Origin of the sequence: Sulfitobacter sp. JL08, assembly GCF_003352045.1 — a bacterium.
Lineage (GTDB): Bacteria > Pseudomonadota > Alphaproteobacteria > Rhodobacterales > Rhodobacteraceae > JL08.
On the sequence record NZ_CP025815.1, the window covers coordinates 3,915,673 to 3,940,027 of the forward strand.

Here is a 24,355-nt window from a genome sequence, read left to right on the forward strand (position 1 = left end):
CGAAAGAGGTTTTGATGTCCAATTATCCGCACATGCTTGCACCGCTTGATCTGGGGTTCACGACCCTGAAAAACCGCGTTCTGATGGGGTCCATGCACACCGGTCTGGAAGAAACCAAAGACTGGAATCGCGTGGCCGAATTCTATGCCGAGCGCGCGCGGGGCGAAGTGGGGCTGATGGTGACAGGCGGCATCGGTCCCAATCTGGAAGGTTCGGTTTTGCCCGGAGCCGCGATGATGGTCAGCCAGGATGATATCGACAATCACTCCGTGGTTACGCAACGGGTAAACGATGCAGGCGGGAAAATCGCCATGCAGATCCTGCATGCGGGCCGCTATGCCTACGGCCCGAAATGCGTGGCCCCCTCTGCGATCAAATCCCCGATTTCCCCCTTTCCCCCGACGGAACTTGATGCCGCCGGCATCGAAAAACAGATCAGCGATATCGTCGACACCGCCGTGCGCGCCCGTCAGGCCGGCTATGACGGGGTCGAGATTATGGGCTCGGAAGGGTATTTCCTGAACCAGTTTCTGGTGACACATACCAACAAACGCACTGATGAATGGGGCGGGTCTTATGAAAACCGGATGCGCCTGCCGGTCGAGGTGGTGCGCCGCACCCGCGCAGCCGTGGGCGATGATTTCATCATCATCTACCGTCTGTCGATGATTGATCTGATCCCGAACGGATCAACCCACGCCGAAGTAGTGCAACTGGCAAAGGCGGTCGAGGCAGCAGGCGCCAGCATCATCAACACCGGCATCGGCTGGCACGAGGCGCGCATCCCCACAATCGCCACATCCGTGCCCCGCGCGGCCTTCGCGTGGGTCACGAAAAAGCTGATGGGCAAGGTCGGTATCCCCATCATCACGTCCAACCGGATCAACACACCCGATGTCGCGGAAAACGTGCTTGCCACCGGCTACGCCGATATGGTGTCGATGGCGCGCCCGATGCTGGCGGACGCACAATTTGTGTCCAAGGCAATGGCCGGAAACGCCGCCAGCATCGCGCCCTGCATTGCCTGCAACCAGGCATGTCTTGACCACACGTTCAGCGGCAAAATCTCAAGCTGTCTGGTCAATCCGCGCGCCTGCTACGAAACCGAACTGGTCGTCACACCGGCGCAAACACGCAAATCCTTTGCCGTGGTCGGCGCCGGACCTGCTGGATTGTCCGCCGCGATGACACTGGCGGAACGCGGCCATCAGGTAACGCTGTTTGATCGCGCCAATGCCATTGGCGGGCAACTGAACATGGCCAAACAGGTGCCGGGCAAGGAAGAATTCTGGGGGCTGGTCGACTGGTACAAAACCATGGTCGCGGATATGGGCATTGAAACCAGATTGGGCCAATCGGTAACGGCCGACGATCTGACCGGATTTGATGATGTGATCGTCGCCACCGGTGTCGTTCCGCGTGATCCAGCAATTGCCGGGCAGGATGCCCCGAACGTGCTCAGCTATATCGACGTATTGCGCGACAAGGCCCCTGTCGGGAAAACCGTCGCGATTGTGGGGGCGGGCGGTATCGGTTTCGATGTTGCCGAATTTCTTGCGCAAGAAGGATCAAGCCCGACAGAAAACCTGCCGGACTGGATGGAAGAATGGGGCGTCAGCGACCCCGAGGAAAACCGCGGCGGTCTTGCCCCGGAAGGCCCCAAACCCGAAGCCCCTGCCCGTGCTGTAACCCTGCTGCAACGCAAGGCCGAAAAACCGGGCAAGCGTCTGGGCAAGACAACCGGCTGGATCCATCGCGCCGCGCTGAACATGAAGGGCGTCAGGATGATGGGCGGTGTGAACTATGAAAGCGTCGAACCGGGCGGATTGATGGTGTCCTTTGGCGAAGCCCGTGAAAATCCGACATTGATCGAAGCCGACACAATTGTCCTGTGCGCGGGTCAGTTGCCGGAACGCTCGCTTGCCGATGAACTGATTGCAAAAGGCATGTCCTGCCATGTTATCGGCGGTGCCGATGTGGCCGCCGAACTGGATGCCAAACGCGCGATTGATCAGGGAACCCGTCTTGCTGCCACACTCTAGTGGAACGTGATATGTCGATACGCAACAAGGGTGACCAGCCATGCCATTGCTGACATACGATATCTGGGCCGATGGACGTGCAGAGCCCGCCCCCGATCTGGACCCGACAGGGCCGGCCCACTACCGGTGGTTCCATTTCGACCGTGACGATCCGGCTCTGGATCCCTGGTGCGACAGCCATCTGCCCGAAATCGTCGCACAATCATTGTTGCAAAGCGAAACCCGCCCGCGCTGCGATGTGTTTCAGGACGGGCTGATCATCAACCTGCGCAGCGTGAACCTGAACACGGACGGACCCGTTGATCTGATGGTGTCCCTGCGCATGTGGGTGGCCGAAAAAACGATCGTGACCGTCAGGTTGCGCAAGGTTTTCGCGCTGGACGGGATCAAGGACAGTTGCGCCCGGAATGACGCTCCGCCAACGGTCGGGCAGTTTCTGGGTCAGGTGGTGCAGGGCTTGTCGGAACGCACGCATGACGTTGTGCTTGATCTGACCGAACAGGTCGAAACCCTCGAGGACGCCTTTGAAAACGACGCCGCACCAGAAGCGTCACACCTTCCGGTACCACGCAAGACGATCATAGGGCTGCGGCGCTACCTTGTGCCCCAAAGCGCCGCGCTGACAGCATTGCTGAACCTTGAAAGCCCCATGTTGAACCGGCTGGATAGGTTGCATCTGCGCGAAGCCGTCAATCAAGCTCTGGTGTCAAGCGAGGCACTCGAGTCTCTGGCGGCACGACTCTCGGCCCTGCAGGATCACATCGACGCGTATATCGCCCGCCAACACAGCCGAAACGGGTACGCGCTGTCGCTGATCGCCGCGATATTTCTGCCGCTGGGGTTCATTACCGGCCTGTTCGGCGTCAACCTTGCTGGTATGCCCGGCGTCGGCTGGCCGGGCGCATTTGCCGCGCTCTGCGTCGGCATCTTTGTGATTGCCGGTCTCAGCTTTGCAATCCTGAAATGGTCAAAGCTTCTTTAGGCTCGGGAACTACAAACGGGTTCCAGCTTCAACGCTGGCTTCTGGCAGGACCGGCGGTTCGACAAAATCTGGCTGATGTCGGAAGTGCGGACTAAGCAGACGCTAATCTCTTTGAGTTCAACGTCTGCTTTGGCTCAGAGCAAACCAACGGAAGTTGAAGTTCAAAGCCCCGTCGAAGGTTCGGTGCTGAGCAGTTCGAATGTCATCTTTCCATTGGCGTCAAACTTTTGAACGACATCTCCATTCCGAACAGCGGTCAGACAACGAAAGCGACCGTTGTCAGCGGCCATCGACACGCAGACCTTGTTTGTGTCGGTGATGGCATAGCTGCCGGAGCCTTCCCACCCGCCGTTGGTCAACACTCCGCTCACGACATTGCTTGGGTCGTAATAGAAGCGGAACATCTTGTCTCCGGATTTCGCCGTCACCGCGTGTCCGATCAAAAGCTCTGCAATCTGATCCGACGAAAGCTGGTTGCCTCCGTTCTTCAAGGCTGTCTGCAATTCGGTATCCGCAAAAACCGCGCTGCCTACCAATGCTGTTGCAGCTACAAATATCAATGTCTTCAAGTGCTTCATGTCTAGATTTCCTTTGATCTGTAAGGTTCGGTGCGGTCAGGCAACTGACCGCCAACAACAGTTGTACGCCACGGAACCCAAGCGCTTGATCGCAAGCTGACAATTTCTGATATCGAGATGACATTCGCCAAACAGCGTTGAAACGATAGTTGTGTTGGTCTTAGACTTCAGCATGTACGAATTCAGGGAATTCACGCTTGATCCTGCCATCGGTCTGACCCGCAACGGTGCGCCGGTCGCGCTGGAGCCTCAGGCCCTACAACTGCTCGAATATCTCGTTCTCAATCGGCACAGGGTTGTCAGCAAGCAAGATATCGTGGACGAGATCTGGGGCGGCAATGCGATCACTGACGCGGCCTTGAATACGCGGATCAGGTCCGTGCGCAGGGCTCTCGGGGACTCGGCAGCAGCCGCCAGCTTCATCAAGACCTTTCCCAAGCGCGGTTTTCAGTTCGTAGCCCCGGTCAAGGATGCGGGGACAAAGGCCGGGCGGCCCCGAAGGGCGTTGGAGCGTTGGCCGTTGGTCGCAGGCGCCGCCGCAACCGTGACACTTTTAGCGCTCTTAGTGTTCGCCTTCGGCAACCGAGCCTCTGAGCTTGAAACAGAAAAACCCTCACTTGCGGTCGTGCAGTTTGATAACCTCGGCGACGAGCACACGTTGCGCTATTTTGTAGACGGGATGACGGACGACCTTATCGCCCATTTGTCCCGCAATCGAGAGCTGTTCGTGGTGTCCAGCGCGACAATGTTTTCCTATGCGGACGAACAGGCGACCCCGATCGAGATTGCCCGTGATTTGGGCGTCAGCTATGTCGTCAGGGGGAGTGTCCGCCGGTCTGGCGATCAGGTACGCGTCAGTGGCGAACTCATCGACGTTCAGGAGGGGGAAACCATCTGGGCCGAAGTCTTTGATCGCAGTCTTACGGATGTCTTTGGTGTTCAGGACGAAATCAGCCAGGCCATCGCAGGTCAATTGCTGCCTGAAATTTACCAATCGGATATAGCGCGGATACGCGAAAAACCGACGGAAGATTTCGATGCCTGGGACTTTTATCTGCGCGGACGCGCACTACAGACTGTGTTTTCCAAAGACGCGCAGTATGAAGCCTTGGGATTTGCCCAGGACGCGATCAGTCGTGATCCGCAGTTCGCAGCGGCCTACAGTCTGAAAGCCCGTGCGCTTGGGACGATCTTCTTCTTTCAATGGAGCGATACTCCGCAAGATACGCTGGTTTCGGCAACAGAGGCTGCCACGCGGGCCATCGAACTGGATAATGATGATGCGCAAGCGCATGCTGCTCTTGGCTATATCCATCGGTTTACCGGTAAAGCCGATCTTGCCATTGCCAATCTTGAGCGTGCAGTGGTGCTGAACCCAAATGACGCGCGTATTCGGCTGGAATTGGGGCATACCTACGACTGGTTCCGCATGCAGGAGCGTGCGTTGCCTCAGATAAACATGGCGATCAAACTCAGCCCGCGGGACCCATTGTTGCAAAACATGTACTTTTACAAGGGTCATATCCTTTTCCACCTCGGGCGGTACGAGGACGCATTGGGTGCGGCACGTGAACTCGGCGCGTTGGCTACGAGCAATGCTTGGCGCGTCTTTTACCATCTGCTGCGTGCGGCCAACCTTACCGAACTGGACCGGCACAAAGAGGCGCAGGACGCCATCAAGGACGCCCTTTTCATTAATCCGAACCTGTCTGTTTCGGCCATGCAACGGCAGTTTGCCGGATCAAAAAACGACCCGGAAAACAGGAGGATTTGGTTGTCCTCCCTGAAAAACGCTGGCTTGCCTGAGTAAGAACCTGTTTCGGCGGAATGACCGCCTTGGCGCAAACAGTGAACATTCGCGATAGATTGGCGAAGGACCGTGTTGCGGGACGAAGGCGTCGCACATTACGCGATTTGATTGGTTCATGATACGATTGTACGAACGCAACTTGTCTGAGGAGAGTATCGCAATGGGCGGGAAGGTCTGTGCAATCATTGGTTTTGGTCCGGGCTTGGGAACTGCCTATGCTGAGATTTTCAAAGACGCTGGATACGATCTCGGGCTGCTAAGCAGATCGGAGGCGGATCTCGGCAGTGACGAAGCTACAAACACGTCAATTCGAACCTACAAGTGCGATGCAGGAGAACCTGGCAGCATAAAGGACGCTCTTGCCTCTGTCCAAAACGAGTTAGGTCCGATTGACGTCGTAATCTACAACGCCGACCTCGCTCAATTCGGGTCTCTCGACGATGTTTCCGAACTCCAGTTTGAACAGAGTTGGCGGGTTGGAGCGCTGGGTCTATTTGCCACCGCCAAGTTTTTAGGGCCTCAGATGTCTAAACGCGGTTCAGGCGTGATTATCGTATCTGGTGCCACGGCCGCGCTTCGAGGGAATATCTGGACGACAGCTTTCGCTCCCTCCAAGTCTGCCCAACGTACATTGGCGAACTCGCTCGCGAAGCAGCTCGGTCCGAAAGGAGTGCACGTTGTTTATCTGGTCATTGATGGTGTGATCGATACAGAAGACACCCGAACAAACTTCGCACCCGAAGAACCCGACGAGTTTTTCATCAAACCCACTCGGATTGCTGAAACGGCACTTATGCTCGCTCGGCAAGACAAATCGGCTTGGACATTCGAACTCGACATCCGTCCGTTCGGAGAGAAGTGGTAAACTGTCGGCCGAGCCAACAGCGGCTATGTGAGGTGCACCGGCCAATATTTGCAACTGGTGCTCTATGGCGAGATTATTAACCGTGTTCGGAGAAAACAGAGTTTTTCAACACAATCAGCCCGAAGCCGAAGGTGGCGCATAGTTCACTCGAAACATCGGGCTAGGCAGACTGAGCCCGAAGTTTGTGATATCGTTGGTAAGTCAACGAGGAGTATTTTCATGTCAGATTATTTCAATTTGGGCAGCTACAGTCGCCCAGTCAGTGATGTTCCTGATGCACAAATGTGGTTTGATCGCGGCCTTGTCTGGCTGTTCGCTTACAATCATGAAGAAGCCATTGTCTGTTTCGAAAAGGCGCTTAAGGCCGATCCTGTCTGCGCTTTAGCTCAATGGGGGATCGCCTATGCCATCGGCCCGAATTACAACAAGCCGTGGGAGTTTTTTACGCCGGAGGAGAAATCACCAGCGCTTGAACGCGCGCACACAGCGCTTAAGGCGGGCCTCGCTCTCGACAATGCCAAGCCGGTGGAACGCGCTCTGATCCAAGCACTTGCATCGCGCTACCCGACCGATCCGAAAATTGAAGATTACCAGCCTTTCAATGACGGTTTCGCAGCCGCCATGAAGCCGGTTTACGAGGCTCATTCCGACGATCTGGATATCGTCTTTGCTTATGCTGAAGCCATGATGAACCGGACTCCTTGGCAGCTATGGGATTTTCATAATGGCGTTCCCAACCCCGATGCTTCAACACCTGAGGCGATGGCCGTGCTTGAGCGTGCTTTCGATCAGACTTCCGGGGCTTGGGACCATCCAGGCTTGTTGCACATGTACATTCACCTGATGGAGATGTCACCGTTTCCGGAACGTGCCCTACGCCATGGCGACCGCTTGAAAGACCTGGTTCCTGATGCCGGCCATCTGGTACACATGGGAACGCACATAGATGTATTGTGTGGTGAATATCAGAACGTCCTCTACAGAAATCTTGCTGCCGCTAAAGTAGATGAGAAATTCAAGGCCTACGCTGGACCGGCAAACTTCTACGCGCTCTACCGTATTCACAATCTGCACTTTGCTTTCTATGGAGCAATGTTTCTTGGTCAAAAGGAAGCTGCAATCAATGCAGCCGTACGCCTGCGTGAAGAAGTTCCCGACGAGGTTGTGCGCTCTTACCCAGATATATTCGAAACTTTCGTCGCCGCTGCACCGCACGTCTACATTCGCTTCGGTATGTGGTCCGAGATACTTGATCTCGCGCAACCTGAAGACAAGGAACTTTATGTCACCACTGACGCCCTGATCTATTATGCCAAGGCGGTAGCGTTTGCTAATCTGGGTCGACAGGAAGAAGCCATAGCAGCAATGGCTGATTTCACCTCGGCCTATGCGAAGGTTCCTGAAAGCCGGATGTTGTTCAACAACAAGGCGCGCGATGTGCTTGGCTTGGCCGAAGAGATGATGAAAGGCGAGATCGACTTTAAAGCAGGCCGTCGTGAGGAAGGCCTGAACCATCTGCGCAAGGCGGTCGATCTGGACGACAACTTGGAATACGAAGAACCCTGGTCTTGGCCGCAGCCCACGCGTCACGCTTTGGGTGCACTGCTCATGGAGGCTGGCGAATATGACGAGGCCGAAGCGGCATATCGTGCTGATTTGGGTCTAGATGGCAAACTACCGCGTCCAAGCCAGCACCCGCGTAATGTCTGGGCGCTGCACGGCTTGCACGAGTGTCTGACAAGGCGAGGCGAGAGCGTGGAACTGCCTCATGTGAAGCTATTGCTTGATCAGGCTATTGCGCGGGCTGATATCCCGATCCGTGCAAGTTGCTTGTGCCGCGCGGCTGCAGCCTGAATACCAAGAATCATCCAGTGCGCTGCCTTTGTTAACGGTGCATGCCGCTGATATTACAGACAAAACAGGGGATGCATCAGCGTTGCGCCTGCATTCCAACTTGATTGTTCCTTTTTGGGTGCACGATCAACCTAAAACACCGCTCTGCGGCTCGGTCATAGCGTCAGTTTTGGCAACAGTCCGGTGTCGATGTAGTCTGCCAATAAAGCTCCTGCCCGCTTATAGGCCCAAGGTCCAAGGCCGTGGCAAGTTTGTTCAATTTCAGGAGGCTTGATCAATCGCGTGCGCGCATCTCCAAAGCATCTTCGGTTGTCAGGATATTTCCGGCGTAACCCCACGAACCGCTGCTCACTTCATGTACGCGGACGGATGTCCCAGCCCTGATGGTCTGACCTGCGACCTCACCAAATGCGACTGTCACCTTTCGGATGATCTCGGCTTTCTCCTCCGCAGAGAATACACCTTCTAGAACTTGGATATCGATGGATGGCATCACCCGCTCCTTTGTCTGTGGCCTCGCAGAAGATCAATCATTTGAACGATCGTCTGGCCCGCAACATGACATATGATGCTTCTCCGTGTAAAATTGCATATTAAAAATGAAAGGTGTCCGAGAATGACTGCCATGATTTCCTTCCGCTCTGTCGTTGACCCCGCAGATTGTGATTTTCTGGGCCACATGAATGTTTCGAGATACTTTGCCGCCTGTTCAGACGGTGTTTTCGCCATCCAATCAGAGATGGGGTTGACAGCCCGTGACATGCGCTCGGGGCGCAGGCTGTCATTTGCAGTCGTACATGCCGAAAGCGATTTTCGATCCGAACTGTCTGCAGGTGATGCAATACGGCTGGAGACATCGATCATTGAGATGGGTGTCAAATCCATCACATTCCGGCATCGTCTTGTAAGGTCTGAAGACGATGCAACGGCGTTTGAAACAGTATTCAAATGTGTGATGTTGAGTCTGGAAACACGCAGGGCAGCGGACATTCCGGATGAGGTCCGACAGAGGGCGAGTGCCTGGCAGGAAGACGCCACCTAGTCGACCTGGGACATAGTGTTAACTCCACCGGATGGCAGACTGGATGGCTGCACAAAGACAACGCGAAGAAAATTTGAAAGGTCAGCGCTGAGGGAGAAGAACATGACAAACACGGAATGGCAACTCAGCGGCAATATGGCCGAACGATACGAAGAATACCTCGTACCCGTCATTTTTATGCCTTGGGCCAATCACCTGATTGCGCGCGCGGGCCTTGTTCCCGGCGATAGTCTTCTCGATCTGGCTTGCGGAACAGGCATTGTCGCACGACTTGCAGCACAGTCAGGTGTCATGGCGACAGGCGGTGACATCAATCCCGCCATGTTGGCAGTTGCAAAAGAACGCGCCGCAGGGTTGGACGCAAGTTTCCATTCGGCAGATGCGCAGGACCTGCCATTCGAAGATGAAATTTTTGATGCCGTCATATGCCAGCAAGGCCTTCAATTCTTTCCAGACAAGCCTGCCGCAATGTCTGAGTGTTTACGCGTCATAAAACCAGGTGGCCAGGCCGTGTTTTGCACGGCGCGTGGGTTGGAGGAAAATCCTCTAATGCGCGCACAGGTTACCGCCTTTGGCAGGCATTTTGGCGAAGAGACAACAGGAGCGATCCGTGCCGTTTGTGGCTTTCCTGATCCCGATGAGATGCGGTCTGTATTCGAAGGCGCAGGTTTCGGGCAGGTCGCAGTTGAGAAAGTTGTTCTTGATCTTGAAGCTGAAGATGGGCCCGCATTTGTGAATGGATTGATGATGGCAACTCCAGTTGCCGACCGCATAGCGGCAATGACCCCCACTGACCGTACGGCACTGCAAAACGATATCCTAAAGGGGTTCGGAACCTATTATGATTTCGCGCTGCGTTTCCCCCATAGCGCCAACATCGTTGTAGCATCGCGGTCTGTGTAAACTCTGAGGAGACACCATTCAGGGAAGCACCTTTAACGAACGGTTGGTTTTGCAGAGGCTTATGGGCCTTTAAAGAATTTTCATGACCTTCGCGCTGAATGGCGGCATTGAGGAACAGTGACTGTTCTCGTTCGCATTTGCAGAAAACCAACGAGCTGACCAGACCTGCGCCGCCAATGGCAGTTTTGCGCAACATTCGGTCATCCGTGCGGATTGCAGAATCGGTCACAATCGGCTCTAACCTGTCATACAATCGATTTATCTGGATCGCAGCTTTGCCGCGCCAAGCGGCTGTTCACGGCTGAAACTTCGAAACTCGGGGGCTGAATGGCTGCCTAGGCCAAAAGCAGACGCTGGCGGCAAATGGGTCTGGTTCAGCTTTGCGGACGAACCCGTCATGCACAATGCGCGGGCAGAAGCTTTGCCTTGGTCGAACATCGCTTTTGTGCGACCGTGCTCATGTCGTTGCAAGGAACGGGAGGCCAGATATGATTTACCACGCACAATGCGCCTGCGGGGCGGTAAAGATGGAGGCCGATGGTGAACCACTGGTTCAGTGCTACTGTCATTGCAACTCATGCCGCAGTCGCACCGGCAGTCCGGTAAGTGCTCCGGTTCTTTGGCCAAGACCGAAAATACGTTTTGTTTCGGGTGAGGATAAACTGCGGCGCTATTCCAAAAACAACCATCCCGAAGGCGGCGTCCTTACCTGTGGTGTTTGCAATGGTCTGGTCGGAGTGTACCTGGCGGATGCAGGCTTGTTCGATATCTTTGCCGGTCTCTTTTCAGATCTGAAATTCACGCCGACTGTGCATCTCAACTACGAAAATGCCGTGCTTCCAATCAAGGATGGCTTGCCAAAACTGAAAGACATGCCAGCCGATTGGGGTGGCAGCGGTGAATTCATGGTCGAATAGTCAAAGACGCAATCGGTTCCAGTTATCGCGACAGCCCTGATATTTTCAACGGGGGCCCAGAACCCGGGCCCCTGCCTTTTAAACCGCCCGCAGTACCGTCTATTCAACCGTGATCGTAATCACATCGGACACAACCGCGGGGTTGTGCGGCACGTGCCCCATATCCCCAAGCACAAGTTGCAGCGTGTGCGTGCCGGGCGGCAAATCCAGCGTCACTTCGGTCTGGCCACCGCCGAAATGCATGTGGTTTTCATCCGCAGGCAAACCGTTCATCAATTCGTCCGCGCCATCTTCGCCCTGCCCGAATGGCGGACGGTTCAACAGCAAATGATGATGGCCGGTGTTGTCCTTTTCCGTACCTGCGGGCGCGACACCCATACCGCTTAGCCCGAACACGACAGTCACCGGAGACGTCACGGATGCACCGTCTTCAAGGTTCGCAAAATACACCTGTGCCTCTGGCGGCGCGGCCGATTGCTGTGCCACTGCCGGCACCGAAAACGCTAAGAGCGTTGCAACCATAACAAGAATTTTTTTCATTTTTCTTCCTCCCGTTTTGCACGAATTCATTTGTAAAATAGCGCTGGATCGTACCACATCCAGCCCCCAGCATACCCATGTTTCGCAGTTGGAACACCAGTTTTGGTTGTTTCCCTGCCATGAACGATCCCTGCAATAACCTAGATATTATCCCACCCGCGCCGCGTTTATGCCCAGATTCAGGTCGATAGATCAGTCTCGAACCAAGATTTAAGGAATTGGTATGGATCGCTTAACTGAGATGGAAGCCTTCGCCACGGTGGTGGATCAGGGCGGCTTTACAGATGCCGCCAAGAAGATGGGGATTTCCAAATCCGCCGTCTCGAAGCACGTCTCGAGCCTGGAGGCACGTCTGGGGGCGCGTCTGCTGAACCGGACCACTCGACGCGTAAGCCCGACGGAAATCGGACTGGCCTATTATGACCGTGCCCGCCGGGTTCTGAACGATGCGGGCGAGGCTGATGCCTTGGTCACATCCATGCAATCTGCGCCCTCCGGTCTGCTCCGGATCAGCGTTGCGACCGATTTTGGCGTCAATCACCTGTCGCCCGTGCTGTCAGAATTCCTTGCGGACTTTCCTGATATCACCGTCAACATGGTTCTCAACAACCGCTACGTTGAACTGATTTCCGAAGGGTTCGACATGGCCGTGCGGATCGGAGAGCTTGAGGACAGCACCCTGCGTGCCCGCAAGCTGACCGAAACCACCAAACGGATGATCGCATCTCCGGCCTATTTCGAAAAATACGGCCGCCCCGAAAAAATCGATGATCTGAACGAACACAAGCTGCTGCATTATTCCAACCAGTCCAGCGGCAATGTCTGGAAACTGACGGCCCCGTCCGGTGAAAAACGTCAGGTGCGCACCGCGGGCTGGCTCAGCGTCAATGACGGTCAATCCCTGTTGAACGCGGCCATTTCCGGATTGGGCATCGCCTATCTGCCCAGCTATCTATATGCCGATTCCCTGAAACAGGGCCTGATCGAAGATGCAATTCCCGATCTGCCGATGGAAACCCAAGGCATCTACGCCGTTTATCCCCCGGGCCGCTTTACCCAGCCCAAAGTGCGCGCCTTCATTGATTTTCTGGTCCATTCCTTCGCCGAAAAAGGCCCGTCCGACTGGTAGATCAGACAGATTTCCCTGTTGTCCTTCCCCTTGGCAACACACCTGCCCCCATACGCCCTGCGCTGTGGGGGCTTTTCTTTCGGCACCATCGCTATCGGGCCGATATCAGTATCGCTTCGACGCGCCGGTTCAGTTCGCGACCGTCCGGTGTCAGATTTGAAGCGATCGGCGCCAGATATCCCATCCCCTCGGCATCAAGTTGCGCGGCGGGAATGGCAAAATCGCGGATCAGCCGATCCATCACAGACTCCGCACGTTGTTTGGACAATGCGATATTCACGCCCAGATCGCCTTCACTGTCAGTATGGCCGACCAGCGCGATTTTCAGGCCCTCGTTTTCGGCCAGAAACTGCGCAAGCGCTGCAAGGCTCGGATAGTCTCCGGCGCTCAGTTGTGACGATCCTGTTTCAAATTTCAGATCAGGCAGAACCACATGGCCAAAATCAGTAAGCTGCGTTGCCAGATCACCCTGCGCGGGTGGTTCCGCGCGCCGGGCCAGATCATCTGACCCGGTGGGCGTGTGCCGCAACCCGCTGCGGGCAACCGCCTGAATAACCTGAATATATCCGGATGTACCGGATTGCGAAACCATCAGGGTTATCACCTCTTCCGGGTTTTCCAATGTGCCATTGACCGCCGTCAGAAACCTGTAATCGCGCACATCCACAAACATATTCGGCGTCGGCATAACCTCGACCGCAAAGCGGAAATCGAACCCGCCGCAGGTTTCCGCATCGCAGCGAAACACCGTAGTGAAATTCGCAGCCTCAAGCTGGTCTTGCAGCGGGTCCATGATTTGCAGCGATGTCAGCGTCTTGCCATCGATCCGCCAGACACGGCGGTCAATGCGCCCTTCAACCTCAAGGCTGGGCACCTTGCCATCCTCATACACGCCAACCGGGGCCTGATAAGTGTCCAGCGCACTGACCCGTTCAACCGTCTGGCGGGCATTTGGCGGCAACGTCAGGTCCAGCGCCTTGGCTGGCGGGGCGCATGCACCACAAACTATGATGGCCAGCGCTCTGATCATCGGTTTTGCGCGTGATACTCTTCGTTCGGGCGCATCGCCGTGGCGCTGGCCACCCGGTTTGTCATGTTGAAAAAACCCGCCACATTGGCAATGTCCCAGATATCGCGGTCGCTGAACCCGACATCGCGCAAAGCCTGGCGATGCGTCTCTTCTATCGTCGCACTGGCACTTGTCATCAATGCGGCGAAATCCAGCATCGCGCGCTGACGGTCATCCAGCGGGGCAACACGGTAATTCATCACCAATGCCTCGCCCAGCGCGGGATCACCCGACAATTGCCGCACCGCCTGACCGTGCGCCACCAGACAATAGAAACACTTGTTGATCGACGAAACGACAACGGCAATCATTTCACGCTCCAGCTTGCTCAACCCCGAGGGCGCAAGCATCAGATCGTTGTACATCGCAGTAAAGGCGTTCAGCTTTTCAACATCAAAGGCATAGGCCTTCAGCACGTTGGGGATCATGCCCAGTTTTTGCGTGCAGATATCGAAATATTTCTGCGTTTCCTCGGGCAGCGGGTTGACCATCGGCAGGTTCAGCGCGGTGGGCAGGGATGTATCCGTCATGATTTGTCTTTCTCATCAGGCAGGTAGCGGTAATGATAGTGTCCCACAACCGCCATACCAAGGGAAGTGTAGAGCCGGTTTGCACCGGTGTTTTCATCTGTGCAGACAACCGACAGGGTCTTTGCCCCCTGCCTTGCGGCCCAGAAGGCAGCGCCCCGCATGATCCACGCGCCCATGCCATGGCGCCGCTGGTGTTCCAGCACTTCGATCGCATGAACCATCGCCGTATCGCCATGCATCGCGACAAAGGCTGCGGCGGCGGGGTGTTCGTTCCACCGCCCCAGCAGGCTGGTTTTTGGCCCCGTTGCACGGCGCATCACATCGACACGCGCAGGACCGATCCCGCCTTTGGCCCAGATTTCCAGCATGATTGCCAAAGGTTCCCAGATTTCGAAAACTGTCACGCGGGGCAGCGGGATATCCGTCAACTGCACAACCGGACAGGCATAGGCTGTCACCGGATCAAGAACACGGTAGCCACGTGTTTCCAGCAAACGATCCAGCCCCTGCTGCCCTTTGCGCAGCATGAACAAGGCATCCTGCCCCAATCGGGCCATCGCTTGCTCGGCCTGATCTATGTCCGCATCCTCTACATCAATTTCCGTACTCGCTGCGGACACACGCTTGCCCCCGCCCTTGCCCTCACGCAAAATCCACGGGCCGTCCTTGATCATTCGCGCGGCTGGCCATGTCGCATCGACCACATCAAAGATCGATGCGTCGCTCATTCGCCGAACACTGCCGACAATCGCGCAATTGCCATATCCACGCGCGCGCCATCGCTGCCGCGGATCACGATGTTCGATCCGTAAATCCCGTCTTTGATGAACGGATAGGATCCGATCGACAGGTCGGAAAACTCTGCCGCCAGTTCTGCCAGCGGTCCGGCGATATCCCCCTCGCCGCGCTGAATGCGCAGGGTTTGGGATAACAGGGGCTTGCCGCCCGTCAGGGTTGGCAAAACGCTGGCCACCATGGCCTGAAACACCGAAGGCACGCCTGCCATCACGTATACGTTTTCAATCGAAAACCCCGGCGCCGCCGACACCGGATTTTCGATCAGCCCCGCACCATCGGGAATACGCGCCATGCGCAACCGCGCCGCGTTCAGTTCCAGCCCCGATCGTTCGTAGTGTGCCGCAAGGATCGCATGCGCATCTTCGCGCACGTCGATATGCGCATCAAACGCCGCGGCGATACAATCGGCGGTGATGTCATCATGGGTCGGCCCGATACCGCCGCTGGTGAACACATGATCAAACCCTTGGCTCAGTGCCTTTACGGCATTGATAATCGCCGCGCGATCATCGCTGACAACACGCACCTCGCGCAGATCGATGCCCTGTTTGGTCAGTTCCTGCGCCAGATAGTGCGTGTTTGAATCGCGGGTGCGGCCGGATAAAATTTCATCTCCGATCACCAGCATGGCGGCAGTAGGGTTTGGCATGGTCTTGTCCTTGAATGGGTCTGACCGCAGGTATAGGGGGTGTCCCATGCGCTTTCAAACCCCTCTTGTTCCGGCCACGCTGATCCGTCGTTACAAACGGTTTCTGGCCGATTGCCTGTTGCCGGACGGGCGCGAAATCACCGCGCACTGCGCCAACCCCGGATCAATGATGGGGCTGGCACAACCGGGGTGCAAAATCTGGCTGGAACCCAATGACGACCCCCGCAAAAAGCTGAAATACGGCTGGCGCCTTGTGGATCATGAAAACGGCCACTTTACCGGCGTTGATACGGGCGTGCCCAATCGCGTGTTGGGCAACGCATTGCGCAATCAACAGATTGCGCCCTTTGCCAAATACACCGATGTGCAGGCCGAGGTGAAATACGGCCAGAACAGCCGCATCGATTATCTGCTGCGCGCTCCGGACCTGCCCGATCTTTACCTTGAAATCAAAAGCGTAACACTGTGCCGGCAAGGCGGGTTGGCCGAATTTCCCGACAGCGTGACAAAACGGGGCGCAAAACACCTGGAAGAACTTGCCGGAATGGTTTTGCAAGGCCACCGCGCTGCGATGCTGTACCTTGTCCAGCGCACCGATTGCACGGCTTTCGATCTCGCGCGCGATATTGATCCGGCCTATGGCCGCGCATTTGATACGGCGCGCGCAGCAGGTGTTGAAACCTTTTGCTTTGGCACCCAGATATCACCCGAAGCTGTCGATATGGCCGGGCCGGTCGCTTGCCGCGCCTAAGCTGGTCTGGCACTTTTCATTTTCCCGTTATAATAACCCCCTAACACCGCGAGAATGAGGCCCCACGTGAATAACGAAACCCGTGGCCGTCTGACAAAGGACGGCATTCGAATTTATGAACCGTCCGATTTTGCCGGAATGCATGTTGCCGGCGCATTGGCTGCGCGGATTCTGGATGATGTCGCGCCACATGTTCAGGTTGGGCAAACCACCGAAGAAATTGACCGTATCATCACCGATATGGTTGATGCCGCAGGCGCGAAATCGGCAACCATCGGCTACAAGGGCTATCAGCACGCCAGTTGCATTTCGGTCAACCACGTCGTTTGCCACGGTATTCCCAGTGTCAAAACCCTGAAGGACGGCGATATTCTGAACATCGACGTCACGGTCATCGTCGATGGCTGGTTCGGTGATACCTCGCGGATGTACGTGGCCGGCAAATTGCCACGCAAGGCCGAACGCCTGATCGATGTCACCCACGACGCCCTGATGCGCGGGATCGAGGCCGTGAAACCCGGCAACACGTTCGGCGATATCGGCCACGCGATCCAAAGCTTTGTGGAGAGCCATCGCATGTCCGTCGTGCGCGATTTTTGCGGTCACGGGCTGGGCCGCGTGTTTCACGCGCCGCCCAACGTATTGCACTATGGCCGTCCGGGCACCGGCGCCACGCTGGAACCGGGCATGTTCTTCACCATTGAACCGATGGTCAATCTGGGACGGCCTGAAACCAAGACACTGTCCGATGACTGGACGGCTGTAACCCGTGACAAATCCCTCTCAGCCCAGTTCGAACACTCGGTCGGCGTGACGGAAACCGGCGTGGACATTTTCACATTGTCCCCGGCAGGCCGGTTTCACCCCACATACGGGGAATAATTTCAGCGTTTCCCCCCAAATGCTGAATAATAAGCCAGCGACTGCGCTTATCGGAAGAAATTCGACTTTTATTGCTTCAGGTTATTGCGAATGATTTGCAACTCGGCCATGCACGCCCTAGTTAACCAATTGCCGCACTGCAGCGGCGTATCGCTTTGTCCTGTATAAAGGAGGCCCGCGCGATGACCTTTCTGAAATCCGTAGCCCTTGCCGCCCTCTTGGGGGTAACCGCAACCGCCGCAACAGCCCAGGAAATCACGTTACGCTTTCAGCATTTCGTGTCTCCCAAATCGGCCAACCCGAAATTCTTCATCGAACCCTGGGCCAAAAAGATCGAAGCGGAAAGCAATGGCCGCATCAAGGTCGAAATTTACCCGTTCATGCAGCTGGGCGGCAAAGCCCCCAGCCAGTACGACCTGATCCGCGACGGCGCGATTGACGGTGGCTGGGTCATTCCGGGCTACCAGCCCGGTCGTTTCCCCGAAGCGGAAGCCATGGAAATGCCGTTCATGACCACGAAATCAGGCGAAGAAGCCAGCCGCGCGGCATGGTTATTCACACAGAAAAACCTGATGGACGATTTCGCCGATGTACACCTGATTGCCGCGCATATGCACGGGCGCGGTCTGGTCCACAAAAAAGGCCCCGTAATCAGCACCGTCAGCGATTTCAACGGGCTGAAACTGCGCGGTCCTTCGCGCCCCGCAACGCTGCTTCTGGACAGGCTGGGCGCTACGCCGGTCGGCATGGCCGTTCCCGCCTTTCCCGAAGCCCTGTCAAAAGGTGTGGTTGATGGCGGCGTCATCACCTGGGAAATGTCTCCATCGCTCAAACTTGATGAACTGACAGACAGCCACACCGACGTGGCGGGCGAAAAATCGCTTTATAACCTGTTCTTCATCTGGGCGATGAACAAGGACAGCTATGCTGCCCTGCCCGATGACCTCAAGGCCGTGATCGACAACAATTCCGGCATGATGGCCAGCGCATGGGCCGGTCGTGCCCATGATCAGGGCGATCTGGAAGGCCGCGCCGCCATGGAAGCATCCGGCAACGCCATTGGCGAAATCAGCGAGGCTGAAACCCAGCTGATGCAGGAAATGGGCGAAACCGTCACCGCCAACTGGATCGAAGAAATGAATGCCAAGGGTCTGGATGGTGCCGGCCTGATCGCGGACGCACGCGCCGCGGTTCAGATCACCCGCGACTGGAAATAGCCCCTTTTACATCGAACATTACGGGTGCTGCCGGATCACCGGCGGCACCTGCAATACACTCCGCAGCGCGCCGGTTATGGGCTGTCGTCCTCATCCGCCTGCGCCGCCAGCGCATCCTTGCGCAACCGGTCCAGCAGCACGGTTTCCCGCCCCCACGGCACCACCGCGTCACTTAGAAACAATGGCCCGCGGTACCGCTGCCGCTCGGTGCCACTGCGGGCGCTTGACCGGTGCGTCTGGCCCGGAAGGCGGATGTTAAAAAATGACGCCACGTTTTGCATGGAATCTTTCTATCACGGCTCAATCCGCTTGCAAAATCGTGATATGGGTCGCGCCGTATTTGCGCTGGTCCAGCAGGGAAAACCCGTCCGGTGCGGGCTGGGGCGTGCTGTCTTCCCACACGATCATCGCATCGTCACCAATCCATCCGCCCGCCCTGGCCGCATCCAGCGCGCGCGCCCCCAAATCCTTGCCATATGGCGGGTCGAGAAACACCAGATCATAAGGCGCATCCTCGTTCGCCGGCAGCTTGCGCGCATCCCGCCGGATCAACCGCGTCTGCGCGCCCGATCCCGTCAAGGCAATATTCTGGCGGATCAACTGTCCGGCCTTGGCCCCGTCATCGACAAAACACACCTGCGCCGCCCCGCGCGACAGCGCCTCAAGCCCCAGCGCGCCGGTTCCGGCAAACAGGTCCAGCACCCGCGCCCCGTCGAACACATCATATTTGGTCAGTATATTGAACAGGCTCTCGCGCACCCGGTCCGATGTCGGGCGCAAATGCGCACCCGCGTCCCCCTTGCCAACCGAGGCCAGCGCCAGACCGCGAAACTGCCCCGCAATGATCCTCACGCTTTCAGCAGGGCCTTCATATCGGTGTCCGGGTTGGCAATCACATCCGGCGCGGGCGATTTTCCGGCCTCGATCAACCGCTTGCCAATCATGTAATTGCGCGGATCGTTCATCGCATCCACCGCCAGCAACGTATCACCCTTGTAATACCAGAACGACACGGTATCGCCCTCGCCCTTGCGCGTGACAATATGATCATAGCCGCTGTTCAGCCCGGCAATCTGCAATTTCACGTCATACTGATCCGACCAGAACCAAGGCTGCGGTACATAGTCTTTTTGCGCCCCCAGCAGGTTGTCGGCCACACATTCGGCCTGATCAATCGCGTTCTGCACACTCTCCAGCCGGATGCGCGCGCCTTTGTAGGGAAAAGACGCGCAATCCCCCGCCGCCCAGATCGACGGATCCGATGTGCGCCCCTGCGCATCAACCTCGATCCCGTTGTTCAGGATCAGCCCCGCCGCCTCGGCCAGCGCGTGACCGGGCGTGACACCAACGCCGACGATCACAAAATCGACCTCCAGTTCGGTGCCGTCACTCAGCCGCGCGCCGGATACGTGATCTTCGCCCAGCAACCGGTCCAGCCCGATCCCCTCGCGGATGTCCACACCATGTGCGCGATGCAGCGCGCGAAAATAATCACTGGTTTCCGGCGCGGCCACACGTTGCAGGATCCGGTCCGCCATTTCCACCAACGTCACCTTTACGCCCAGCTTGCTGGCAACCGAAGCAGCCTCCAGCCCGATATAGCCACCACCGACAATCAGCGCGCGTGCGCCCTCGGTAAAATCGGGGGCCATTCCATCGACATCTGCCAATGTGCGCACGACATGCACGCCCGCCAGATCGCCGCCGATCGATGCTGGCAGGCGTCGCGGCTCTGAACCGGTGGTCAGAACCAGATGATCATAGGCGATCACCTCGCCATTCACCGAAACCGTTTTGGCATCCCGGTCAATGGCATCGACGGCATGGCCCAGTTTCAGGGTGATACCGTGTTCGCCGTAAAACGCTTCCGGCCGCAGGAACAACCGCTCCAGCGCCATCTCGCCGGTCAGATAGGTCTTGGACAGCGGCGGCCGCTGATAGGGTGGCACCGGCTCCGCCCCGATCAGCGTGATCTGACCATCAAAGCCGCCATTGCGCAGGCGCATAACCAAAGACGCACCGGCCTGTCCCGCGCCGATCACAACGATGTGGCTCATTTTACGCTCTCCCGCACGAAAACCAGTGGTCCATTGCCTCGGCGAACCCTACATCCTTGAAACAGCAAAACGCAATTACACGAAAGCGACACATAATGACAATTTCTCAAGGCGATGCACTGCCGGACGCTTCATTGGTCCGGATGGGGGCAGACGGCCCCGAAGCCGTAAACCTGTCCGACAAGACCAAGGGCCGCAAGGTCGTGATTTTTGCAGTGCCCGGCGCGTTCACGCCGACATGCCATTCTGCCCATGTGCCCAGCTTCGTGCGCACCAAGGATCAGTTCGCTGCCAAAGGCGTCGATGAAATCATCTGCATCAGTGTGAATGACCCTTTCGTCATGAAGGCATGGGGCGAAGCCACCGGCGCAACCGATGCCGGCATCACAATGCTGGCGGATGCGCAAAGCGCGTTCACAACAGCGATCGGCATGAATTTTGATGCCCCGCCCGCCGGTCTGATGGCCCGCTCGAAACGCTACGCGATGCTGGTTGATAACGGCACGGTCACGCTGTTTCAGGCCGAAGAAAGCCCGGGCGTCTGCGACGTCTCGGGTGGTGAGGCCCTGCTGGACGCGATGTAAGATCACAACAGCCGGCGCCGTGCGAACCCACGTACGGCACCGGCCCATTCTTCATCTTTTCCAAAATACTTTCGCCGAAGGCGACAAAGCATCGCGCCGCGCCCCATGGGGCGCGTCATTCTTGGGCGGGCCTAAAGGCTGTCCATCTTCCGGGCAAGCTTGGCATCCAGCGTGCTTAACCCGTCCACGTCATGGGTCGTCAGCACAACATTCACCGTTTTGTAGACATTGTCCCATTCCGGGTGATGATCCCATTTTTCCGCCCACAAGGCGACCCGTGTCATCCAGCCGAACGCCTCGACGAAATTCTTGAACACGAATGTTTTGCGGATCGCATCGCGCTCCGGCACCATTTCCCAACCGGACGCGAACAGCGGTTCCAGCAACGCGCCTCTGGTTTCTTCAGACAGTTTCTCGGTCATTCCTGTTCCTCTACATTTGCTTTCCTGAACGGGCCATAGGCCGTCAGTATTTCTACATCTTCCTCGACTGCCGCCTGTTCGGCGCGCAGATACTGCGCGATGGCATCTGCAAAACCCGGATCCCCGACCCAGTGCAGCGAATGGGTCAGGCTGGGCAGATAACCCCGCGCCAGCTTGTGCTCTCCCTGCGCCCCCGCCTCGACCCGGCCCAGACCGCGGGCAATCGCAAAATCAATCGCCTGATAGTAACACAGTTCGAAATGCAGGCAGGGGTGATGCTCTGTGCAGCCCCAGTATCGGCCAAACAACGCATCAGCCCCGATAAAGTTCAACGCTCCGGCAACATATTGCCCGTCACGTCTGGCCAGCACCAGCGCCATGTCATCGCGCAGGCTGTCCTGCGCAATGTCGAAAAACCGCCGTGTCAGATACGGCGTGCCCCATTTGCGCGCGCCTGTATCCTGATAGAACACCCAGAATGCATCCCAGTGTTCGGGACGGATCTGATCGCCCGTCAGGGTTTCGATCGTGCCGCCGAATGCCTTGGCCTGCGCCCGTTCCTTGCGGATGTTCTTGCGCTTGCGTGACGACAATGTGGACAGAAAATCATCAAACCTTTCGTAGCCGTGGTTCAGCCAGTGAAACTGCTGTGTCGTCCGGGCCATCAGGCCCAGATCACCGCCCCGTTTGGCCTCCTCTTTGGTACAGAACGTCACGTGCAGCGACGAAATCCTGTTGTTCTGCGCCAGTTGCACCGCGCCCTGCACCAATGCCGAAAACCCGGCCTCTTCAAATCCGGGCCGGATCAGAAACCGTCGCCCTGTCGCTGGCGTATGCGGTACGGCGATCTGCAATTTCGGGTAATATCGCCCGCCCGCACGTTCATAGGCATGGGCCCAGTTGTGATCAAAGATGTATTCGCCCTGCGAATGCGATTTCAGGTACATCGGCGCGCAAGCGATCAGCTGGCCCTGTGCATAGGCCGTCAGATAATGCGGATGCCAGCCTGTGCCGGTGCCCACCGAACCGCTGTCTTCCAGAGCGCTCAGAAACCGGTAGGTGGTAAAGGGGTCATTGGGCCGGTCGCCGGTCGCTGCTTCGGGGCAGGCACAGCTGTCCCAGTCAGACGCGTCAATCTTTGACAGCGCATCCACTACCCTGATTTCGATTTCCTGTTCAGCCATCGCGTCCCTGCCTTGGGTCGTATGTGTGGCCCGCATCGCTGCAATCAAGCAGGCAATGCTGCCAGATAGCCTTCGAAGGTGATGTTTTCCGCGATCCGGCGCGCCTCTGCCTCTTCAAGGGGCGACCTTATGGTCCAACACAGGATACGCGCGCCGCGCTGTTTCAGGGCACGCACCCGCTGGCGATCCAGATCACAGGCCTCGTGGCTGATGAAACTGGCAGCCGTGCGGTCATAATCCGGAATGTCGCGTAACACGTCGCACATCTTCGTGCTCAGCGGCCAATCGTCGGGATCATAGGCGCTGGTGACGATGCCGCGCGCCATATCCGGTGACAGGCGGGCCATTTCAGCAACAGAATGCGGGTTGAACGACATCACGGCCAACGGGCCGGTATAGGTTGAAATGGCCAGCGCGGTGGCCTGTTCCAGCGGGCCGACATTGGCGCCCATCGCGCCATCCTGATCCTTGATTTCGATCAGCAAAGGCACACGCCCGTTGATCAGTTCCAGCACCTCTTTCAGGGTCGGTATGCCCTCTGTTCCGCCTTTCAGCGGAATTTGCGCCAGTTCGACCGCCGTGCGGGCGTTCATCGGCCCTTTGGCATCTGTCAGGCGGCCAAGATCGTAATCATGGAACACCATCGCCTGCCCGTCGGCAGACAATTGCAGATCAATCTCTATGCCATAGCCCGCGTCCAGCGCCGCCCGGATGGCGGCCCGGCTGTTTTCAGGGCGCCCGTCCGACACATCGTGCAACGCACGATGGGCCAGCGGAATGTCGATAAAAGCAGACGCAAGAGGGATCATTTGATCTGGAATATTCCCTCGATTTCAACCGCAACGCCCAACGGCAGCGCCGCAGCGGAAACCGCCGATCGGGAATGGCGCCCGGCATCACCCACAGCCGCAACCATGAAATCAGACGCGCCGTTGATCACTTTGGGCTGATCGGTGAAATCAGCCGTGGAATTCACGAAACCTGTCAGTTTGATCACCCGCACAAGACGGTTGATATCGCCGCCACACGCGGCTTTGACCTGCGCCAGCAGGCTGATCGCGCAGGATTTGGCAGCCGCCGCCCCGTCTTCGACGCTCATGTTGTCGCCCAGCTTGCCGGTGATAAACCCGTCTGGCCCGTTCGAAATCTGGCCGGATACGTAAAGGATGTCGCCGACCTGCACATAAGGCACATAGTTGGCGGCGGGCGCGGGGGCATCCGGCAGGGTGACACCCAGTTCGGTCAGTTTCGATTCAATGCTCATCGGGAAATCCTCTTGTTCAAAGTGTTCGGCCAGACGCTAGCGGGCCTTGCGTCCGACGGAAAGCTGGAAATCCGGGTTCACAACCCGGTGAACAGGAAAACGATCCTCTTCTGACCGGGATGTCATCCTGCCGGGCCCAGACGCAATTTCATGTCAAAATAAGGCCAATTGACACAGATTACACCGCCTTAGCTGGCTTTCGCCCATCCGGTTTCCAACTGAACACAGCAGTTACAAAACGTGCCCAACTCATGTATCTGTCAGGCCACATTGAAAATAATCCCGC

Annotated in this window: 27 protein-coding genes; 13 read left to right on the forward strand and 14 right to left on the reverse strand. The window is 57.1% G+C overall.

Annotation, left to right across the window (positions count from 1 at the left end; genetic code table 11):
• The first annotated feature begins 14 nt into the window (after positions 1 to 14).
• Positions 15 to 2,042, forward strand: coding sequence for an NADPH-dependent 2,4-dienoyl-CoA reductase (locus tag C1J05_RS19235; RefSeq protein ID WP_114871668.1), 2,028 nt, complete (start codon positions 15 to 17; stop codon positions 2,040 to 2,042).
• Between the two features lie 40 nt (positions 2,043 to 2,082).
• The gene (locus C1J05_RS19240) at positions 2,083 to 3,024 is read left to right on the forward strand and encodes a CorA family divalent cation transporter (protein WP_114871669.1); all 942 of its coding nucleotides are present in this window, start codon (positions 2,083 to 2,085) and stop codon (positions 3,022 to 3,024) included.
• A gap of 161 nt (positions 3,025 to 3,185) precedes the next feature.
• On the opposite strand, the gene C1J05_RS19245 is transcribed toward C1J05_RS19240, so the two are convergent.
• Complete coding sequence (locus C1J05_RS19245; protein WP_114871670.1) at positions 3,186 to 3,602, reverse strand: hypothetical protein; 417 nt, start codon at positions 3,600 to 3,602, stop codon at positions 3,186 to 3,188.
• Between the two features lie 172 nt (positions 3,603 to 3,774).
• Between C1J05_RS19245 and C1J05_RS19250 the strand changes: the two genes are divergently transcribed.
• The 3 genes from C1J05_RS19250 (at position 3,775) to C1J05_RS19260 (ending at position 8,131) form a co-directional block, all read left to right on the forward strand.
• The gene (locus C1J05_RS19250; protein WP_114871671.1) at positions 3,775 to 5,412 is read left to right on the forward strand and encodes a winged helix-turn-helix domain-containing tetratricopeptide repeat protein; all 1,638 of its coding nucleotides are present in this window, start codon (positions 3,775 to 3,777) and stop codon (positions 5,410 to 5,412) included.
• Between the two features lie 160 nt (positions 5,413 to 5,572).
• Entirely contained in the window at positions 5,573 to 6,277 is a 705-nt protein-coding gene (locus C1J05_RS19255; protein ID WP_162798139.1) for an SDR family NAD(P)-dependent oxidoreductase, read from the forward strand.
• Positions 6,278 to 6,496: 219 nt separating this feature from the next.
• Positions 6,497 to 8,131, forward strand: coding sequence for a tetratricopeptide repeat protein (locus C1J05_RS19260; protein ID WP_114871673.1), 1,635 nt, complete (start codon positions 6,497 to 6,499; stop codon positions 8,129 to 8,131).
• 274 nt (positions 8,132 to 8,405) lie between these two features.
• Here C1J05_RS19260 and C1J05_RS19265 read toward each other — a convergent pair whose 3' ends face one another.
• Positions 8,406 to 8,624, reverse strand: a complete 219-nt coding sequence (locus tag C1J05_RS19265; RefSeq protein ID WP_114871674.1) for a tautomerase family protein — start codon at positions 8,622 to 8,624, stop codon at positions 8,406 to 8,408.
• A 123-nt stretch (positions 8,625 to 8,747) separates the two neighbouring features.
• Between C1J05_RS19265 and C1J05_RS19270 the strand changes: the two genes are divergently transcribed.
• The 3 genes from C1J05_RS19270 (at position 8,748) to C1J05_RS19280 (ending at position 10,993) form a co-directional block, all read left to right on the forward strand.
• Positions 8,748 to 9,173 carry an acyl-CoA thioesterase gene (locus C1J05_RS19270; RefSeq protein ID WP_162798140.1) on the forward strand — a complete coding sequence of 142 codons (426 nt, stop codon included), beginning with the start codon at positions 8,748 to 8,750 and terminating at the stop codon, positions 9,171 to 9,173.
• Positions 9,174 to 9,275: 102 nt separating this feature from the next.
• Positions 9,276 to 10,076 (forward strand): class I SAM-dependent methyltransferase, encoded by an 801-nt coding sequence (locus tag C1J05_RS19275; RefSeq protein WP_114871676.1) that lies wholly within the window; start codon positions 9,276 to 9,278, stop codon positions 10,074 to 10,076.
• 527 nt (positions 10,077 to 10,603) lie between these two features.
• On the forward strand, positions 10,604 to 10,993 hold the full coding sequence (locus C1J05_RS19280) for a GFA family protein (protein ID WP_162798141.1): 390 nt from the start codon (positions 10,604 to 10,606) through the stop codon (positions 10,991 to 10,993).
• A gap of 99 nt (positions 10,994 to 11,092) precedes the next feature.
• Here the strand turns inward: C1J05_RS19280 and C1J05_RS19285 are convergent, their stop codons facing one another.
• Complete coding sequence (locus C1J05_RS19285; protein ID WP_254684812.1) at positions 11,093 to 11,515, reverse strand: DUF4399 domain-containing protein; 423 nt, start codon at positions 11,513 to 11,515, stop codon at positions 11,093 to 11,095.
• Between the two features lie 241 nt (positions 11,516 to 11,756).
• Between C1J05_RS19285 and C1J05_RS19290 the strand changes: the two genes are divergently transcribed.
• On the forward strand, positions 11,757 to 12,662 hold the full coding sequence (locus C1J05_RS19290) for a LysR family transcriptional regulator (RefSeq protein ID WP_114871679.1): 906 nt from the start codon (positions 11,757 to 11,759) through the stop codon (positions 12,660 to 12,662).
• 91 nt (positions 12,663 to 12,753) lie between these two features.
• Here C1J05_RS19290 and C1J05_RS19295 read toward each other — a convergent pair whose 3' ends face one another.
• The 4 genes from C1J05_RS19295 to C1J05_RS19310 are packed head-to-tail and all read right to left on the reverse strand — an operon-like array spanning position 12,754 to position 15,708.
• Positions 12,754 to 13,692, reverse strand: a complete 939-nt coding sequence (locus C1J05_RS19295; RefSeq protein WP_114871680.1) for an OmpA family protein — start codon at positions 13,690 to 13,692, stop codon at positions 12,754 to 12,756.
• The gene (locus tag C1J05_RS19300) at positions 13,689 to 14,261 is read right to left on the reverse strand and encodes a peroxidase-related enzyme (protein WP_114871681.1); all 573 of its coding nucleotides are present in this window, start codon (positions 14,259 to 14,261) and stop codon (positions 13,689 to 13,691) included. Before C1J05_RS19300 ends, C1J05_RS19295 begins: the two co-directional genes overlap by 4 nt.
• Positions 14,258 to 14,989: a GNAT family N-acetyltransferase gene (locus C1J05_RS19305; RefSeq protein WP_114871682.1), complete on the reverse strand. Its 732-nt coding sequence runs from the start codon at positions 14,987 to 14,989 to the stop codon at positions 14,258 to 14,260. Before C1J05_RS19305 ends, C1J05_RS19300 begins: the two co-directional genes overlap by 4 nt.
• Positions 14,986 to 15,708 (reverse strand): competence/damage-inducible protein A, encoded by a 723-nt coding sequence (locus tag C1J05_RS19310; RefSeq protein WP_114872460.1) that lies wholly within the window; start codon positions 15,706 to 15,708, stop codon positions 14,986 to 14,988. The genes C1J05_RS19305 and C1J05_RS19310 overlap by 4 nt, the downstream gene beginning before the upstream one ends.
• 46 nt (positions 15,709 to 15,754) lie before the next feature.
• Here C1J05_RS19310 and sfsA point away from each other — a divergent pair, with 46 nt between their 5' ends.
• From sfsA to C1J05_RS19325, 3 genes are all read left to right on the forward strand, one after another.
• Positions 15,755 to 16,459: a DNA/RNA nuclease SfsA gene (gene sfsA, locus C1J05_RS19315; RefSeq protein WP_114871683.1), complete on the forward strand. Its 705-nt coding sequence runs from the start codon at positions 15,755 to 15,757 to the stop codon at positions 16,457 to 16,459.
• A 54-nt stretch (positions 16,460 to 16,513) separates the two neighbouring features.
• A complete protein-coding gene (map, locus tag C1J05_RS19320) occupies positions 16,514 to 17,341 on the forward strand; it encodes a type I methionyl aminopeptidase (RefSeq protein WP_114871684.1) in 828 nt (275 codons plus the stop codon).
• A 182-nt stretch (positions 17,342 to 17,523) separates the two neighbouring features.
• The gene (locus tag C1J05_RS19325) at positions 17,524 to 18,558 is read left to right on the forward strand and encodes a TRAP transporter substrate-binding protein (RefSeq protein WP_114871685.1); all 1,035 of its coding nucleotides are present in this window, start codon (positions 17,524 to 17,526) and stop codon (positions 18,556 to 18,558) included.
• A gap of 74 nt (positions 18,559 to 18,632) precedes the next feature.
• Here the strand turns inward: C1J05_RS19325 and C1J05_RS19330 are convergent, their stop codons facing one another.
• From C1J05_RS19330 to C1J05_RS19340, 3 genes are read right to left on the reverse strand one after another with little or no spacing between them, the layout of a single operon-like run.
• A complete protein-coding gene (locus tag C1J05_RS19330) occupies positions 18,633 to 18,830 on the reverse strand; it encodes a hypothetical protein (protein ID WP_205388995.1) in 198 nt (65 codons plus the stop codon).
• Between the two features lie 28 nt (positions 18,831 to 18,858).
• Positions 18,859 to 19,410: a 16S rRNA (guanine(966)-N(2))-methyltransferase RsmD gene (rsmD, locus tag C1J05_RS19335; protein ID WP_114871687.1), complete on the reverse strand. Its 552-nt coding sequence runs from the start codon at positions 19,408 to 19,410 to the stop codon at positions 18,859 to 18,861.
• Positions 19,407 to 20,615, reverse strand: a complete 1,209-nt coding sequence (locus C1J05_RS19340) for an NAD(P)/FAD-dependent oxidoreductase (protein ID WP_114871688.1) — start codon at positions 20,613 to 20,615, stop codon at positions 19,407 to 19,409. Before C1J05_RS19340 ends, rsmD begins: the two co-directional genes overlap by 4 nt.
• Before the next feature lie 95 nt (positions 20,616 to 20,710).
• Between C1J05_RS19340 and C1J05_RS19345 the strand changes: the two genes are divergently transcribed.
• Positions 20,711 to 21,199 carry a peroxiredoxin gene (locus tag C1J05_RS19345; protein WP_114871689.1) on the forward strand — a complete coding sequence of 163 codons (489 nt, stop codon included), beginning with the start codon at positions 20,711 to 20,713 and terminating at the stop codon, positions 21,197 to 21,199.
• 131 nt (positions 21,200 to 21,330) lie between these two features.
• Here C1J05_RS19345 and C1J05_RS19350 read toward each other — a convergent pair whose 3' ends face one another.
• The 4 genes from C1J05_RS19350 to C1J05_RS19365 are packed head-to-tail and all read right to left on the reverse strand — an operon-like array spanning position 21,331 to position 24,069.
• Positions 21,331 to 21,621 carry a 4a-hydroxytetrahydrobiopterin dehydratase gene (locus C1J05_RS19350; RefSeq protein WP_114871690.1) on the reverse strand — a complete coding sequence of 97 codons (291 nt, stop codon included), beginning with the start codon at positions 21,619 to 21,621 and terminating at the stop codon, positions 21,331 to 21,333.
• Complete coding sequence (locus C1J05_RS19355; protein WP_114871691.1) at positions 21,618 to 22,805, reverse strand: GNAT family N-acetyltransferase; 1,188 nt, start codon at positions 22,803 to 22,805, stop codon at positions 21,618 to 21,620. The genes C1J05_RS19350 and C1J05_RS19355 overlap by 4 nt, the downstream gene beginning before the upstream one ends.
• 44 nt (positions 22,806 to 22,849) lie before the next feature.
• Positions 22,850 to 23,614: a glycerophosphodiester phosphodiesterase family protein gene (locus C1J05_RS19360; RefSeq protein ID WP_114871692.1), complete on the reverse strand. Its 765-nt coding sequence runs from the start codon at positions 23,612 to 23,614 to the stop codon at positions 22,850 to 22,852.
• Entirely contained in the window at positions 23,611 to 24,069 is a 459-nt protein-coding gene (locus C1J05_RS19365) for a RidA family protein (RefSeq protein WP_114871693.1), read from the reverse strand. Before C1J05_RS19365 ends, C1J05_RS19360 begins: the two co-directional genes overlap by 4 nt.
• Positions 24,070 to 24,355 lie beyond the last annotated feature (286 nt).